This window comes from Mycolicibacterium sp. Y3 (assembly GCF_051188035.1).
GTDB lineage: Bacteria > Actinomycetota > Actinomycetes > Mycobacteriales > Mycobacteriaceae > Mycobacterium > Mycobacterium fluoranthenivorans.
Genome location: NZ_JAVQLT010000001.1, coordinates 1 through 16131, shown reverse-complemented (window position 1 = coordinate 16131; position 16131 = coordinate 1). Strand labels below are relative to the sequence as shown.

The 16131-nt window shown below is 68.8% G+C and carries 15 protein-coding genes; 7 read left to right on the top strand and 8 right to left on the bottom strand.

Annotated elements, in window-relative coordinates; all coding sequences use genetic code 11:
- Positions 1-33: 33 nt before the first annotated feature.
- Positions 34-207, bottom strand: a complete 174-nt coding sequence (locus QN239_RS00075) for a DUF2613 domain-containing protein (protein WP_064961435.1) — start codon at positions 205-207, stop codon at positions 34-36.
- Positions 208-305: 98 nt separating this feature from the next.
- Here QN239_RS00075 and QN239_RS00070 point away from each other — a divergent pair, with 98 nt between their 5' ends.
- Entirely contained in the window at positions 306-1454 is a 1149-nt protein-coding gene (locus QN239_RS00070; protein ID WP_187097790.1) for a glycoside hydrolase family 3 N-terminal domain-containing protein, read from the top strand.
- Between the two features lie 57 nt (positions 1455-1511).
- Entirely contained in the window at positions 1512-2525 is a 1014-nt protein-coding gene (locus QN239_RS00065; RefSeq protein WP_499007517.1) for an alcohol dehydrogenase catalytic domain-containing protein, read from the top strand.
- Positions 2526-2531: 6 nt separating this feature from the next.
- Here QN239_RS00065 and QN239_RS00060 read toward each other — a convergent pair whose 3' ends face one another.
- From QN239_RS00060 to QN239_RS00040, 5 genes are read right to left on the bottom strand one after another with little or no spacing between them, the layout of a single operon-like run.
- Positions 2532-3980, bottom strand: coding sequence for an aminotransferase class I/II-fold pyridoxal phosphate-dependent enzyme (locus QN239_RS00060; RefSeq protein WP_499007515.1), 1449 nt, complete (start codon positions 3978-3980; stop codon positions 2532-2534).
- Positions 3977-5143 (bottom strand): amidohydrolase family protein, encoded by a 1167-nt coding sequence (locus QN239_RS00055; RefSeq protein WP_499007513.1) that lies wholly within the window; start codon positions 5141-5143, stop codon positions 3977-3979. The genes QN239_RS00060 and QN239_RS00055 overlap by 4 nt, the downstream gene beginning before the upstream one ends.
- Positions 5130-6416 (bottom strand): aspartate aminotransferase family protein, encoded by a 1287-nt coding sequence (locus QN239_RS00050; protein ID WP_499007512.1) that lies wholly within the window; start codon positions 6414-6416, stop codon positions 5130-5132. Before QN239_RS00050 ends, QN239_RS00055 begins: the two co-directional genes overlap by 14 nt.
- The gene (locus QN239_RS00045; RefSeq protein ID WP_499007511.1) at positions 6413-7897 is read right to left on the bottom strand and encodes an APC family permease; all 1485 of its coding nucleotides are present in this window, start codon (positions 7895-7897) and stop codon (positions 6413-6415) included. Before QN239_RS00045 ends, QN239_RS00050 begins: the two co-directional genes overlap by 4 nt.
- A 34-nt stretch (positions 7898-7931) precedes the next feature.
- The gene (locus tag QN239_RS00040) at positions 7932-9251 is read right to left on the bottom strand and encodes a type I glutamate--ammonia ligase (RefSeq protein WP_499007510.1); all 1320 of its coding nucleotides are present in this window, start codon (positions 9249-9251) and stop codon (positions 7932-7934) included.
- A gap of 116 nt (positions 9252-9367) precedes the next feature.
- On the opposite strand from QN239_RS00040, the gene QN239_RS00035 reads away from it, so the two are divergent.
- The 4 genes from QN239_RS00035 (at position 9368) to QN239_RS00020 (ending at position 12470) form a co-directional block, all read left to right on the top strand.
- Positions 9368-10159, top strand: a complete 792-nt coding sequence (locus tag QN239_RS00035) for a class II glutamine amidotransferase (protein ID WP_499007508.1) — start codon at positions 9368-9370, stop codon at positions 10157-10159.
- 5 nt (positions 10160-10164) lie between these two features.
- A complete protein-coding gene (locus tag QN239_RS00030) occupies positions 10165-11034 on the top strand; it encodes a MurR/RpiR family transcriptional regulator (RefSeq protein WP_235633039.1) in 870 nt (289 codons plus the stop codon).
- A gap of 25 nt (positions 11035-11059) precedes the next feature.
- Positions 11060-11677, top strand: a complete 618-nt coding sequence (locus QN239_RS00025; protein WP_499007507.1) for a TetR/AcrR family transcriptional regulator — start codon at positions 11060-11062, stop codon at positions 11675-11677.
- A 106-nt stretch (positions 11678-11783) separates the two neighbouring features.
- A complete protein-coding gene (locus tag QN239_RS00020) occupies positions 11784-12470 on the top strand; it encodes a hypothetical protein (RefSeq protein ID WP_499007506.1) in 687 nt (228 codons plus the stop codon).
- Positions 12471-12486: 16 nt separating this feature from the next.
- On the opposite strand, the gene QN239_RS00015 is transcribed toward QN239_RS00020, so the two are convergent.
- Together QN239_RS00015 and QN239_RS00010 are read right to left on the bottom strand one after the other, a co-directional pair.
- Entirely contained in the window at positions 12487-13332 is an 846-nt protein-coding gene (locus QN239_RS00015; protein WP_499007504.1) for a MaoC/PaaZ C-terminal domain-containing protein, read from the bottom strand.
- A gap of 35 nt (positions 13333-13367) precedes the next feature.
- On the bottom strand, positions 13368-14720 hold the full coding sequence (locus tag QN239_RS00010; RefSeq protein WP_499007503.1) for a 3-oxoacyl-ACP reductase: 1353 nt from the start codon (positions 14718-14720) through the stop codon (positions 13368-13370).
- Positions 14721-14766: 46 nt separating this feature from the next.
- Here QN239_RS00010 and QN239_RS00005 point away from each other — a divergent pair, with 46 nt between their 5' ends.
- Entirely contained in the window at positions 14767-16065 is a 1299-nt protein-coding gene (locus QN239_RS00005; RefSeq protein WP_499007502.1) for an acetyl-CoA C-acetyltransferase, read from the top strand.
- Positions 16066-16131: the final 66 nt, after the last annotated feature.

The window sequence follows — 16131 nt, the reverse complement described above, 5'->3', positions numbered from 1 at the left end:
GGAAACGGGCCCTGTGCGGCGGTTGCCCCGGTGCTAGGCCCGGTCGCCGTATTCAACGCGGTTGAGCACGGATGACGCCGGGTCACCCGACTGCACCGGCGGCTTGGTGTCCTGCTGGATCATCAGCGTCACACCGAAGATCGCGGCCGCGCCCAGCAAAAGGCCGACGACGATGCTGGCCGCAGCAGGCACGACGAACCGATCCATGCGGTCAACCTAGCACGGGACAATATGAGGACGGCGGTGGCGCAAGCGCACGGTATCGCCGCCGGACGCGCGCGCTGCGGCGACTAAGGTTTCTGGGCATGCCGATGTCCCGCACCCTGGGTGCCTTGACAGCGCTGTCCGGACTATTGCTGGGGTGTTCGCACTCCGCACCCGAACCGGCGGCGTCGCCGGCGACCAGCAGCGTGACTCCTGCGTCGACGAGTATGCCGCTGGCCCCCGCGCCGTCTCCGGCGCTTCCGCTGTGCGGTGACGTCACCAGCCTCCCGATCCGGGAGAAGCTGGCGCAGCTGCTGATGGTGGGGGTGACCGACGCCGCGGACGCCAAGGCGGTGGTGACGAACTATCACGTCGGGGGCATCTTCATCGGCAGCTGGACCGACAAGTCCATCCTCGGTGCGCCGCTGGCCGACATCGCCGGCGCGGCGTCCGCCCTGCCGCTGGCGGTCAGCGTCGACGAGGAAGGCGGCCGGGTATCGCGGCTCGCCGACCTGATCGGGGCCCAGCCCTCGCCGCGGGTGCTGGCCGCGACCAAGACCGCCGACGAGGTGTACCAGATCGCGCTGCAGCGTGGTCAGGCGTTACGCAACCTCGGCATCACCGTCGATTTCGCTCCCGTCGTCGACGTCACCGAGGAGGCCGACGACGAGGTGATCGGGGACCGGTCCTTCGGCTCGGATCCGGCCAAGGTCACCGAGTACGCCGGCGCGTACGCCCGCGGCCTGCACGACGGTGGTGTCATGCCGGTACTCAAGCACTTCCCCGGCCACGGCCACGGGTCCGGCGACTCGCACACCGGTGGGGTCACCACGCCGCCGCTGGACGCGTTGAAGGCGAACGACCTGGTGCCGTATCAGACCCTGACCACGTTGCCCGGTGTCGCGGTCATGGTCGGACACCTGCAGGTGCCCGGGCTGACCGGCAGCGACCCGGCCAGCCTCAGCGGTCCGGCGTACGCGTTGCTGCGCTCGGGCGGTTACGGCGGTCCGGGTTTCAACGGCGTCGTCTTCACCGACGACCTGTCCAGCATGGCGGCCATCAACGCGCGGTACGGCGTGGCCGAGGCGGTCCTGCGCGCGCTGCAGGCCGGGGCCGATATCGCGCTGTGGGTGACCACCGGCGAGGTGCCGGCCGTCCTCGATCATCTGGAGAAGTCGGTCAACGCGGGCCAGCTCGCGGTGCCGGCGGTGGACGCGTCGTTGCGGCGTCTCGCCGCGATGAAGTGCTGACCTGACAACCTTTCCGTTTCGCTGGCGCGACACGCGACATCGTCGCAGGATTCACCTATGACCACACATCGCGCCGTCCACGTCCCTGCGGCCCAGGGGTCACTCGAGCTCGTCGAGGTGGAGACGTCCTCGCCGCCGTCCGGGCATGTGCGTATCGCCGTGCAGGCGTGCGGAGTGTGCGGGACCGACCGCGAGTTCGTCGCCGGTCATTTCCCGGGTATGTCGTGGCCGTTGACCCCGGGGCACGAGATCGCCGGCACCATTGCCGAAATCGGTTCGGGTGTTGAAGGTTTCGCTGTCGGTGATCGGGTGGCGGTGGGCTGGTTCGGCGGCAACTGCAATCACTGTGGGCAGTGCCGCAAGGGTCAGTTCATCCACTGCGAGAACGGTCAGGTGCCCAGCTGGCAGTACCCGGGCGGATACGCCCAGTCGGTGACGGCGCCGGCGACTGCGCTGGCCCGGATTCCGGAGGCGTTGTCCTTCGTCGACGCGGCGCCGATGAGCTGCGCCGGCGTCACCGTCTACCACGCGCTGCGGTCGACACATGCGGTGGCCGGGGACCGGGTCGCGGTGCTCGGGGTGGGCGGGCTCGGGCACCTCGGCATCCAGTTCGCGCGCGCCATGGGCTTCGAGACCATCGCCGTCGCGCGTGGCCAGGACAAGGCCGACGACGCCCGTCGGTTCGGCGCGCACCACTATGTCGACTCGAAGGCCGGCGATGTCAGCGAGTCGCTGCGCGCGCTGGGCGGTGTCGCGGTGGTGCTGGCCACCGCGGCCAACGCCACCGCCATCGGCCAGACGGTCGGCGGGCTGAATCCGCGCGGCGAACTGATCGTCATCGGGGTGTCCGCGGACCCCCTGCCGATCAGCCCACTGGACCTCATCACCCCGGCGCTGACGGTGGCCGGGCACCCGTCCGGGACCGCGGCCGATGTCGAGGACACTATGAACTTCGCTGTGCTGCACGGTATCCGGGCCCAGATTCAGCAATACCCGCTGGAACAGGCGGCCGACGCCTACGCCGCCATGGAACAGGGCCACGCCCGGTACCGCGGGGTCATCACGATCTGAGCCGGCTCAGCGCACCACTTTGACGTGGTCCAGCGTCGGGTCCGACGCGCTGATCGGGGTGCCCGACGTCCGCAGCGTGCGCAGTAAGGCCACCGCGTCGGCGGTCAATCGCTCACCCGGCATCACCAGGGGGATCCCGGGCGGGTACGGGGTGATCGCCTCGGCCGCCACCCGGCCGGTCGCGTCGGTCAGCGCGACGGTCGCGTCGGCGGCGAAGAACGCCTCGCGGGGAGTGAGCACCGGTTCGGCGCGCAGCGCCAGCAGATCGTCGACCAGTCCGGCGTCGGTGCCGCCGGTGCGGGTGCCGGCGTGTGTGCAGACCTCGGCGAAACCGTCGACCAGCCGGTCCATATCGCGCTCGGTGTTGCCGATGGTGGTGATGCACAGAATATGCCCGGGTCCGCTCAGTTCCGGCTGTACACCGTGCACCCGGTTGAGCCGTGCCATCACCTCACGGGCGTCGGCCGCCAACCCGCTGGTGCCGATGAGCAGTTTGGTCTCGTCGAGGTGGCAGAACCCGGTGCCCGGGCCGGTGGCGTCCGAGCCGCGGAGCACCTGCAGTCCGGGTATCGAGGCCAGCCGCTGCGCCGTCCGCCGCGCCCGCTGGAACGTCTCCGTCAGCAGATCGCGCCCATGACAAGACATTTGGCTGCGGGCCAGATCGATGGAGGCCATGATGGCGAAATGTGGGCTGGTGGTCTGTACCAGCTGAAGTGCCCGGCGTACGGTCGCCGGGTCCAGTCGTTCGGGATCGATGTGCAACACCGCGGCCTGACTCAACCCCGACAGGATCTTGTGCACCGACTGCACCGTGGCCGCGGCGCCGGAGCGTTCGGCGGCCGGTGGGAGATCGTCGTGGAACGCGAAGTGCGGTGAGTGCGCGCCGTCCACCAGCAGGGTGGCCCCGAACCGCCGGCACAACGCGTCCAAGGCGGTGATATCGGCGGTCGTGCCGTAGTAGGTGGGGTGCAACAGCCACAGGGCCTTCGCGCCGCTGTCGGTCAGGCCCCGTTCCACCACCTCGGTGTCCAAGCCGTGCGCCACACCGAATCGGCTGTCCCACTGCGGTTCCAGCCACACCGGCCGGGCGCCGGACTGGACCAGCCCGGCCAGCACCGACTTGTGGGCGTTCCGCTGCACCAGCACGGGTTCGTCGGGACGCAGCGCCGACAGGGCCACCGCGATGTTCCCGCCGGTGGACCCCTGCACCATGATGAAGCTCTGGCCCACACCCCACGCGTCGGCGATCAGGCGTTCGGCGTCGGCGATCGGCCCCTCCGGGCAGTGCAGGGTGTCCAGGTCGGGCAGATTGTTCAGGTCGATCGCCGCGATGTTCGCGCGGAACCACGGGTCCATGGTGCGTCCGCCCTTGTGCCCCGGGCTGTAGAACGGTGCCTGATCGCGTTCGACGAATCGGCGCAGTTCGTCGAAAAGCGGTGCCCCGGAATGATTCAAAGCCCGTAGACCCGACGGGCGTTGTGGACGCCGATCATGTCCACGATCCGGATCGCGTCCTCGACCGTGCAGTCACCGCGCTGGATCCAGCCGCCCAGTTCCAGACCCATCGCGCGGCGCCACAGCACCGATCCGAGCAGGTGCAGCTCGGGTGGTCCGAAGGCATCGGAGGAGTACAGCTGCTTCGCGAACGGTGCGGTCTCCATGGCCTCGGCCACCAGTGCGGTCGAGCGCACCCCGAGGTAGTTGATACCAAGGCCCACATCGAAATTCACGTGGTCGAAGGCCTGGGCCAGGTAGCCGGCCTGGCGGTGGAACGGGTAACAGTGCAGCAGTAGCACCGGGACGGGGATCATGGTGCGCAACAACGGCAGCAACAGCAGCGGATCGGTGCGCTGCAGATCCAGGTCGCGGTCACCGAACCCCACGTGCACCTGGATCGGCAGCTGTCGTTCGGCGGCCTCGTGTACCCCGAAGGCGATCAGCACGGGGCTGTCCACCCGTGTGGACGGCCGGGCGGCCAGCGCGCGGGCATGCTCGATGACCTGTGTATCCGACGGACGTGACCAGTCGATGTCGAATCCGGTGCGGTAGGCGGCGATCGTCTTGGTGCCCACGATCTCCGGATTGGCCGCCGCCTCGGTCAGTGCTGCGCGGAACGCATCCGGGAACGCCTCGGCCGCGGTACCCGCCTCCAGCAGATCCTCGGCGAGGCGTTCCAGACGCAGGATCTCCGAGGACGGGGCGCCGCTCAGTTCGGTGAGGCGTTGCGGGGTCGAGATGAGATCGCCCTTGAATCCGGTGTCCACCACCCAGCGGGCGACCCGCGCCGGCGGCAGGAAGACGTCCGCGAGCTCACCGGGGGTGAGTTCGGCGCGTCGCTTCCAATAGGTGTCGGCATCGGCGAAGGCATCCAGGCCCAGCAGTGGCGCGCACCAGCGCCGCAGGGAAAGACCCAGCGGAGAATCGAATTGGGTCATGAACCCGGGGATGGGGTCGGTCGAGCCCTCGTTGATGGACTCTTCGAATCCGGCCCGGTCGACGGGTTCGTTGAACACCCCGTGCACGTGGTGGTCGACCAGCTCGACGGTGCGCAGATGGTCGGCCAGCTTCTCGGGCACCTGCACGCGATCGAACACGTCGATGACGTCACCAGCCGGCATAACGGGCCACCTCCTCGGCGTCGACGCTACCCGTTGCGGCATCTGCGATGGCCGCTCCGATGATCTCGGCGCCGCGCAGGGCCTCGTCCTCGGTGAGCACCAGCGGCGGCGTCACCTCCAGGACATTGCCGCCGACGTAGTAGACCACCGCACCCAGTTCCCATGCCCGGTACACCACTTGGGCGGCCAGCCGCGGATCGCGGTCCCCGGTCGCCGGGTCTACCAGTTCCACCCCGATGGCCAGCCCGCGCCCGCGGACGTCGCCGATCCGGTCGGTGTCCAGTGCGCGCAGCGCATCCGTCAGCACCGCACCGACTTTCGCGGCGCGCTCGGCGAGCTGCTCCTCGACGATGGTGGCCAGCACGGCGCGCCCGGCGGCCGTGCACACCGGATTGCCCGCGGTGGTCAGCAGTGCCGCGGCGGGCGGGTGGTCCAGCAGATCGGCCGGACCGACCGCGGCCGAGAGCGGGAGACCCCCGCCGAGCACCTTGCCGAACGTGACGATATCGGGCATCACCCCGTCGTGTTCGAAGGCGTGCAGGGTGCCGGGCCTGCCCAGTCCCATCTTCACCTCGTCACAGATCATCGGAACGCCGAACCGCCGGCACAGCTGGTGCAGCCGGGCCAGGAAACCGTCCGGCGGCACCACCAGGCCGCCGTCGGACAGGATCGGTTCGACGATCAGGCAGGCGATCTGCCCCTGGGACATGTGCTGCTCGGCCAGCGCCAGACAGGTTCCCACGTCATCAGGCCCATGCGGCCGGAAAGGGTTGGGGTAGGGCAGAAAGACCGCATCCGGGTCGGGTGTCACGCCGGCGTCGACGTGCACGCCGGAGACACCCATGGCCACCCCCACCCCGCCGTGGTAGCTGTGCTCGAAGGCCAGCACGGTGCGTCTACCGGTGCCGTGCCGGCACGCCCGCAGGGCGACGTCGTTGGCATCGGATCCGGCGTGCCCGAGGTAGACCCGGCGCTCACCGGTGCCGGGCACGAGTGCCAGCAGATCCTCGGCCAGCCCGACCGAATCCGGGTGCACCGCAGACAATCCACCGGAACCGGGTGCGGTGCGCACCGCCCTGCTGACCGCCTCGGCGACCGCCGGATGCCCGTGGCCGAGCCCGGAGGCGGTCCAGGTGGCCGACAGGTCCAGCAGTTCCCGGCCGTCCGGGGTGACCAGCGTGCTGCCGTGCCCGGACACCACCTCCAGTGGGAAGAACCGCAGCTTCTCGATTCCGGCGATGACGGCGTCGTCGCGTTGGTACAGCGTCGTCACTGCGCACCCGGCAATTGCAGTTCGGCGGTCAGCGACTCACCGACCCGTTTGGCGATACCGGAGGCGGCCAGCGCGATGACCAGTCCGACCAGGCACCAGTACAGGCCGAGCAGCGGTGCCGCCGTCCAGGTTTCGGCGTCCTTGACGTTGAACCACAGCACCACCGCGATCACCACCGCACCCAGTAACGGCAGCACCAGGCCGGCCACCTTGCCGTGCCCGCCGTGCACCGAGAGGAACCTGGGGGCACCGACGAACCATGCCGCGGCGATCTCGACCAGCAGGTAGCACACCATCAGGCACACCGAACCCGCCACCGCGAACAGGAAGTACGTGTCGATGGCCGGGTTCCCGGTGCCCATGTCGGGCCAGCCGACCGCCCCGCAGATCACGTCGACCACCAGCGCCAGGCCCACCACCAGCCAGGTGGCCCGGCGCGGGCCGCCGGTGGCCGGATGGATGTGGGCCAGCGCGCGCGGGCCGAATCCGTCGCGGCCGAACGCGTAGAGCATGCGGCCGGAGGTGGCGGCGGTGGCCATGTGGCAGCCGAATGCGGCGACGGTGGCGGTGAAGATGATGAGCAGGCTGAACCACTGGCCGATATAGGTGCTGCCCAGATCGCCGAGGGTGTTGCCGGATCCCTGGAAGGCGGCCAGACCGGCCTGGTCCGTGCCGAATCCGATGACCTGGGCAAACATCACGACGACGAACAGCACACCGGTCAGGATCAGGGTGCCGCCGAGTGCGCGCGGGATGTTGCGGCCGGGGTTGTCGGTCTCCTCACCCATCGATGCGCACGCCTCGAACCCGGCCCAGGACAGGAAGGCCGCCACCACACCGGAGATCACCGCGGACGCGGAGACACCGCTGCCGGAGAACGAGAACACGCTGAAGTCCACCCCGGTGGACGGTGCCCCGCCGCGGGCGAAGATGACGACGACGAGGACCACCATCGCCAGGATGCCGACCCCCTCGATGGCCAGCAGGATCTTGGCCAGCAGGGCGACGTCGCGGCCGGCCAGCAGCACCGAGATCACGGCACCGATCACCACGGGCACCAGCCAGGGCAGCTGGTAGGGGTGCTCGCTGCCGGCCTGGAGCTGGGCGATGAAGGCGTTGGTGAAGGCCGCGGTCAGGGCCAGTGTGCCGATGCAGAAGCCCACGTAGGCGCCCAGCATCGCGAACCCGGAGAAGAAGCCGGCTCGTGGCCCCACGGTGCCGCCGACCAGGGCGTAGGCGGAGCCGGCGTGGTTGAGGTGGCGGGTCAGCCGGACGAAGCTGTAGCCGACCAGTGACACGCCGATCAGGCCGATGACGAAGACCAGCGGCAGGGCCTTGCCGACGGTGGCGATCAGGCCCTGACCGTTACCGGACATGGCCAGCGTCGGCCCGACGGTGGCGACGGACAGGGCCAGTGCCACCCAGAACGGCAGCCGCCGTCGCGGCAGTTGGTCTGTTTCGGTGGGTGTTTCGGTGCTCATATGCGATTCCTCCAGGAATTCGGCGGTATGGGGGTCAGCAGCTCCAGGCCAGTCGCAGCGCTGCGATGGTGTCGGTCAGCGGGCGGCTGCCGAAGGTGCGCTGTTCGTAGCGGCGAACGGCGACCAGGGCGTCGACGACAGCCGGGGTGAGAAGTTCGGCTGCGACCGTTGATCTTTCGAAGATGTCCAGCACGGTGCCCTGATCGGCGGGCAGTGCCTCGACGGTGCCCGCGGGATCCTCGGCGACTTCGTCGGGCAGCGGCAGTTTCCGGTCGATCCCGCGCAGGGCGCTGCCGAGGAAGGCGAGCACGGCGAGATACGGGTTGGCACTGGGATCGATGATCTTCAGTTCGACGTTGGCGCCGTGCGGGTTTCCCGGGGTGGCGGCGACGAAGCGGACGGCCGCTTCGCGGTTCTCCAGACCCCAACAGCGTGCCGCGCCCGCCCAGTTGCCGGGCTGCAGGCGGGTGCCCGACAGGACCGAACCGGCGTACACGCCCAGCAGATCGGGCAGCGTGTCCAGCACACCGGCGATGGCGGATTCACCTGCGGGCCGGATCCCGTGCGGTCCGTTGCCGCCGGAGAACAGCGGACCCTGCTCGTCGGCCAGGGACAGGTGCAGGTGTGCGCCGTTACCGGCCTCCCCGAAGAACGGGACGGGTGAGAGGGAGATCTTCATGCCGTGCCGGGCTGCGGTGCGCCCGATCACGATGCGGGCCAGGATGACCGCGTCGGCGGCGGCCACCGGCGAGGCGGGCGGCAGCGACATCTCCAGCTGATCGTGGCCGTACTCGGTGTGCAGTTGTTCGAAGGCCAGCCCGGCCCGGTCGGCGTCGGCGGCCAGATCGGTCAGGAAGGCGGCGTGGTGCAGCGAGGTGCGGATGCCGTAGGGGGACCAGGGTGCGGCCGTGACATGGCCGCCGTCCTCGGTGAGCATGGTGCATTCCAGTTCGGCGCCGACCAGCGCCGTCAGGCCGTGTCCGGCCAGGGCGGTCTCGGCGGCGCCGAGCAGCGAGCGCGTGCACAGGGGCGCGGCGTCGCCGTTCTGATCGCCGAGGCGGGCCGGTGCCCAGGCGATTCCGTCACCGATCAGGTGCAGGTCGGCGGGGTCGATCCGCAGCCGCTGATCACCGACGACGCCGATATCCGGGGTGAAGGCGATACCGCTGTCGACGCAGAACACGCTCCACGACGGTGACACCCCCATACCGGAACGGACGAAGGCGCCCAGTCGGTGCACGGGCACGTACTTGGCTCGGGTGACGCCCGCCAGGTCGGTCATCGAACCGGCCACCAGGGCGACGTCGTCGGCGCGCAGCCGATCCACGAGTTCCCGCTCGCTGTCTGCTGTCATCGACGACCTCCCTCGGTAGTGGTTCGGCGGGAACGCTATGTCATAAATGTTTCAGAATCTTTAAGATGCGCGTATCGAAGAAATATTCATAAAATATTCTCGGATAGGGGGAAGCCATGTGTCGCTTGCTGGGTGTGGTCTGCGCTGAGCCGATCTCGATCGAGAAGGCGGTGGGTGCGCACGTCCTGAAGGACTTCGTGGCGCTCACCCAGGTGCACGGCGACGGCTGGGGTATCGCCGCCGGCGGCGAAGGAGAGCCGCGCGTGCACGTCAGCGCTCAGAGTGCGGTGCGCGATCAGGCTTTCCCCGCGTACATGCAGGACTGGCGCTCGACCGGCAGTATCGTGCACCTGCGTTGGGCGACAAGCGGTCTGGCGGTGCGGCCGGAGAATTCGCACCCTTTCGTGGCCGACGGTCTGGCGATGGCGCACAACGGTTCGATCAAGCCGGGCGATGCCCTGGACACCCTGCTCGAACCGGAGATCGCCGCATCGCTGCGCGGCACCACCGACAGCGAGAAGTACTTCGGCATCATCCGCGCGCACCGGCGCCGGACCCCCGATCTCGTCGAGGCGGTGCGCGCCGCAGTGGCCGATGTCCGCGCCCACTATCCGGACGCCAGCCTCAACGCCCTGCTGCTCGGCGAGGGACAACTCATCGCCGTGCACGCCAACGCCCGCAGCATCCTCTCGGCTGAGGATGTCGCCGAGATCAGCGTCACCGATCTGCCCGCCGAGCACCTGGAGGACTACTTCGGACTGCGCTGGGCCCGCTCGGCGACCGGCGCCCTGATCGTCGGCTCCACCGGATTCGGCGACCTGGACTGGCAACCACTGCCGCCGGAGAGCGTCAATGCGATCTCCCTGCATGACCAGGTGATCACGACGGTGCCGGTCATGGCAGATTGACAGGCGTGACCGCCGACCCGCAGCCTCCGCAGTCCGTGGCGACACGGACCAGCGCGGCGCTGCCGATGCTCAGCAAGGCCGAGCGCAGGGTCGGCCGCGCCCTGCTGGCCGACTATCCGAGCGCGGGGCTGGCCAGTGCGGCCAGGCTGGCGCAGCGGGCCGAAGTCAGCCCGCCCACGGTGCTGCGGTTCGCGCAGTCACTGGGCTACGACGGGTTCGCCGACCTGCAGGTGGCGTTGCGCGCCGAACTGTCGGCCCAGTCCAGCGGGCCCATCAGCCGGGTGTCCGACGCCCCACCGGCGGGCAGTCTGCTGGACCGGTTGCTGCACCACGGCCGGGCCCAGAGCGATCGGGCCGTCGAGACACTGACGCAGTTGCCCGCCGCGGCAGTGGAGGCGGCCGTCCGGCTGCTCGCCGACACCGACCGCACGGTGTACTTCCACGGCGGCCGGTTCTCGCATTTGCTGGCTGCCCATCTGGCGGCGCATCTGGAGCAGCTGCGGCCGGGTATCCGCGTGCTCGGCGATCCCACCGGCCGTGACCTGGGGGCGCTGCTGGAACTGGACCGCTCCGATGTGCTCGTGCTGTTCGACTTTCACCGCTATCAGCGCAGCGCCGCTGAACTGGCCGGTCGTGTGCACCGGGCCGGTGCCACCGTGCTGCTCATCACCGACGACCTGGCCTGCCCGGTGGCCCCGGACGCCGAGGTGGTGCTGGCTGCCTCGAGCTCGGTCGGCACCACCTACCAGAGCATGGCGGCCGGCTTCCTGCTGACCGAGTTGCTGGTGCCGCTGGTGATGGACGCCGTCGGCGAGCCGGCCAGAACCAGGATGGCGCTCTGGGAGGAGCAGCGGCGAGGCGAATTACTGTCCTGACCGCACCATTGCCTACGCTGGTCCGATGGCAGGTGGAACGAAGCGATTGCCGCGCGCCGTGCGTGAGCAGCAGATGCTCGACGCCGCTGTGCAGATGTTCTCGGTGAACGGCTATCACGAGACGTCGATGGACGCCATCGCCGGCCAGGCCCAGATCTCCAAGCCGATGCTGTACCTCTACTACGGCTCCAAAGAGGAACTGTTCGGCGCCTGCCTGGACCGGGAGCTCAACCGGTTCGTCGAGGTGGTCCGCGGTGACATCGATTTCACGCTGAGCCCAAAAGACATGCTGCGCAACGCGGTCGGGGCCTTCCTCGGCTACATCGACAAGAATCGGTCGTCCTGGATTGTGCTCTACAGTCAGGCCACCAGTTCGCAGGCGTTCGCCCACACGGTGCGTGAGGGTCGCGAGCGGATCATCGATCTGGTCGGCCGGCTGCTGCAGTCGGGCACCCGAAACCCGGAGCCGGACGCGGATTTCAACATGATGGCCGTCGCACTGGTGGGCGCCGGTGAGGCCATCGCCGACCGCGTCAGCACCGGGGACGCCGATGTGCAGGATGCCACCGAGCTGATGATCAACCTGTTCTGGCGCGGTCTGAAGGGGCGGCCGTCCGCGGACAAGGCTGCCGACACCGCGTAACACTGTGCCGTAGATCACCGTTCGGTTCCGGTTCCGATCTCCGACTACACCTTGCATGACCTGCCCTCATCGGAGGGCGGGCTGGTGACATGCGAGGGGATGTCTCATGGCCAACAAGCGTGGGCTGGACGGGTTTCTGTCCCGTCCCGGCGACGCCTTCGAAACCGGCGTCTTCCTGCCTGCCCGGCAGATCATGTCGTTTCCCGAGATACTGGCGGACTACAGGAACAGTGAAGCGCTGCAGCGCTTGCTACCCGAGGTGTCGCCGTCGCACTACCACGCGGACGAGGATCGCCATCTGCTCGACGCGGAGGCCGGCCGGCTGGACGACGAGCGGATGGTGGCGGAGATCGCGCGGTACCACGCCGCGCGTCGGGAGTCGTCGATGCTGGCGATGATCAACACCGCGCTGCCGCTCGGGCGTAGCGCGAACCTCTCCGGTGGGCAGGAGTATCTCCTGCGCGTGGCCCGGGACGAACGGGACAGGCTGGGCCAGCCGGTCATGGCCGACCTCTCCCGTGCCGGGGCGGCGATGCGGAAGCTGATCTGCGAGAAACTCGACGCGCTGAACTCGAACTCGGTGACGGTGGCCGCAGACGGTGACACTTTGATCGATGGCACCGGTGCGCCCGCCGCGGTACTCGGGCAGATGTGTCCCACCTGCTGGTACGCGACGCGCGCCGCACTGGCGCAGCGCGCCATCGACGATGAGCCGAACCCGGTGTTGGGACAGGGACTGCTCGACCCGTCGTCGGTGGCGATTCTCTACGTCCTGGTGTTGGTCACCTTCTGAACGCGTGGCCCGCGAACTAGAGCGGCCGTACCGTCGCCGTCAGGTGCGGGTAGCCCTTCTTCAGGTGGCGCAGCGCAAGGTTCCAGCCGTCCGCGTCATGGTCCACCCACAACCCGGCCTTGGCCGGCAGCAGCACCGGCTTGCCGAACTTCACGGTGTAGCTCACCGCATCGGGCAGCTGACCCTCGATATTGGCCAGCACCGCTGCGGCGCTGTACATCCCGTGTGCGATCACGGTCGGGAAACCGAACAACTTGGCGCCCAACGAGTTCGTGTGAATCGGGTTGTGGTCGCCGCCGATCGAGGCGTAGGAGCGGATCTGCGCCGGCGTGATCGACAGCACCGCATTCGGCGGCGGTAGCTTGGGCTGCTTGGCGGGTTCGGGGCGCGGCTCCCCGGACAGGCTGGTGCGCTGCTGGTGCAGGAATGTGGTCACCTGGTGCCACGCTACGTCGTTGCCGATCTTGATCTCGGTGACGATGTCGACGAGCAGGCCCTTGCGGTGCTCGCGCAGGTTCTCGGCATGCACCGCCACGTCCAGGGCGTCGCTGACCGCGATGGGCCGGTACTGGGTGATGCGGTTCTCGACATGCACCGAACCCATTGCGGGGAACGGGAAATCGAACCCGGTGACCAGTGACATCACGGTCGGGAAGGTCAACGCGAAGGGATAGGTCAGCGGCACGGTGTCGCCGAACTTCAGACCCGTCACCCCCGCGTACGCCGCGACGTTGGCCGCGTCGATCCGCACATCGGGTACGTGCACCGTCCGGTCCGGCAGCCCACCGGTACGCGGCACGAACGGCAGCGCGCCGGCCACCGCGCGCGCCATGTTCAGCAGGCCGTTGGGCTGCTCGCTCATTCAGTGCCTCCTGCTCTTCGCGCAAGCGCTCATCGTCACGCCCCCAGCAGGGCTTGCCCGCAGACCCGGATCGTGTTGCCGGTCACCGCATTCGACGCCGGGCTGGCGAAGTAGGCGATGAGCTCGGCGACGTCGACGGGCTGGCCGCCCTGGAACAGCGAGTTCAGCCGCCGGCCCACCTCGCGGGTGGCCAGCGGGATCGCCTCGGTCATCTTGGTCTCGATGAATCCGGGTGCCACCGCGTTGATGGTGATGCCCTTCTCTGCCAGCGACGGCGCCAGTGCGTCCACGATGCCGATCATGCCGGCCTTGGTGGTGGCGTAGTTGGTCTGGCCGCGGTTACCGGCGATACCGGCCATCGACGACAGGCCGATCACCCGGCCACCCTCGCCGAGCGCACCGGCAGAGACCAGTCCTTCGGTGAGGTTCAGCGGCGCAAGGAGATTCACGGCGATGACGGCGTCCCAGCGACCCTCGTCCATATTGGCCAGCAGCTTGTCGCGGGTGATGCCGGCGTTGTTCACCAGGACGTCCACCTTGCCGGCGTGATGTTCGGTGACATGCGCGATGATGGCGTCGACTGCTCCCGCCGAGGTGACGTCGAGCGCCAGCGCGGTGCCCCCGACCTTCTTGGCGGTCTGTGTGAGCGCCTCCTCGGCCTGCGGCACGTCGACCGCCACCACGGCGGCGCCGTCGCGGGCGAACACCTCGGCGATGGTCGCACCGATACCGCGGGCCGCACCGGTCACCACGGCGACCTTGCCGGCCAGCGGCTTGTCCCAGTCGACGGGCGGCACCGAGTCGTCGGCGCCGACCCGGAACACCTGGCCGTCCACGTAGGCGGACTTGCCGGACAGGATGAAGCGCAGGGTGGACTCCAGGCCCGTCGCCCCGGCCTTGGCGTCGGCGGCCAGGTAGACCAGCGACACCGTCGCGCCGTTGCGCACCTCTTTGCCCAGCGAGCGGGTGAAGCCCTCCAGGGCCCGCTGCACGATGTGCTCGTGCGCGGTTGCCGACTCCGACGGGGTGGTGCCGATGACGACCACGCGGCCGGAGTGCCCCAGGTTGCGCAACACCGGGGTGAAGAACTCGTAGAGCGCCTTCAGCCCGGCGGGCTCGGTGATGCCGGTGGCGTCGAACACCAGCCCGCCGAACGAATCGGCCCAGCGGCCGCCGATGTTGTTGGACACGACGTCGTAGTCACCGGCCAGGGCGGTGCGCAACGGTTCCACGACCCGGCCCTCACCGCCGATCAGCAGCGAGCCGGCGAGCGGCGGTTCGCCGGCTCGGTAACGACGCAGAGTTTCGGGCTGGGGTACGCCCAGTTGCTTGGCCAGGAACGATCCGGGCCCGGAGTTGACCACTTGGGTGAACAAATCGGAAGCCATGGGATCTAACTTACTCCAGAGTAAGAACGCCGGGTAACATTGGGATATGGCTAACACGAATTCTCGCCGCGTCGCGATCCTCGGCGGTAACCGGATCCCCTTCGCCCGCTCAGACGGCGCTTACGCCAACGCCTCGAACCAGGACATGTTCACCGCGGCGCTGGACGGTCTGATCGACCGCTTCAAGCTCCAGGGTGAACGCATCGGCATGGTGGTCGGTGGCGCGGTGCTCAAGCACAGCCGCGACTTCAACCTGGTCCGCGAGAGCGTGCTGGGCAGCGCCCTGTCGCCGTATACCCCGGCCTATGACCTGCAGCAGGCCTGCGGCACCGGCCTGCAGTCGGCCATCTCGGTGGCCAACGGAATCGCCTTGGGCCAGTACGACTCCGCCATCGCTGGTGGCGTCGACACCACCTCGGATGCCCCCATCGCCTTCGGGGACAACCTGCGGCACGTGCTGCTGAGCCTGCGGCGCAGCAAGTCCAACCTGGACCGGCTCAAGCTGGTCGGCAAGCTGCCCGCCGCGGTCGGGGTGGAGATCCCCACCAATGGTGAGCCGCGCACCGGCCTGTCGATGGGCGAGCACGCCGCCATCACCGCCAAGCAGTTCGGGGTCAAGCGCGTCGACCAGGACGAGCTCGCCGCGGCCAGCCACCGCAACATGGCCGCCGCCTATGACCGTGGCTTCTTCGATGACCTGGTCACCGGCTTCCTCGGTCTGTACCGGGACAACAACCTGCGGCCCGAGTCGTCGCCGGAGAAGCTGGCCAAGCTCAAGCCCGTCTTCGGCGTGCGCAACGGTGACGCCACCATGACCGCCGGTAACTCCACCCCGCTCACCGACGGCGCGTCCGTCGCCCTGCTGTCGACCGAGGAGTGGGCCGCCGAGCGCAACCTGCCGGTGCTGGCCTACTTCGTCGACGGCGAGACCGCCGCGGTCGACTACATCAACGGGCCCGACGGGCTGCTGATGGCGCCCACCTACGCGGTGCCACGGCTGCTGGCCCGCAACGGGCTGACCCTGCAGGACTTCGACTTCTACGAGATCCACGAGGCGTTCGCGTCGGTGGTACTGGCGACGCTGGCCGCCTGGGAGTCCGACGAGTACTGCAAGGAGCGACTCGGCTTGGATCAGGCACTGGGCTCCATCGATAGAACCAAGCTCAACGTCAACGGCTCCTCGCTGGCCGCAGGGCATCCGTTCGCCGCGACCGGTGGCCGCATCGTCGCCCAGTTGGCCAAGCAGCTCGCCGAGAAGAAGAAGGAGACGGGCAAGCCGGTACGCGGCCTCATCTCGATCTGCGCGGCCGGCGGCCAGGGCGTGACAGCAATCCTGGAAGCCTGACCAGGCCCGAAAGAATCTCGAAAGAATTTCCGGAAACCTGTAACGCCGCCCGGAAGTGCGTCGATA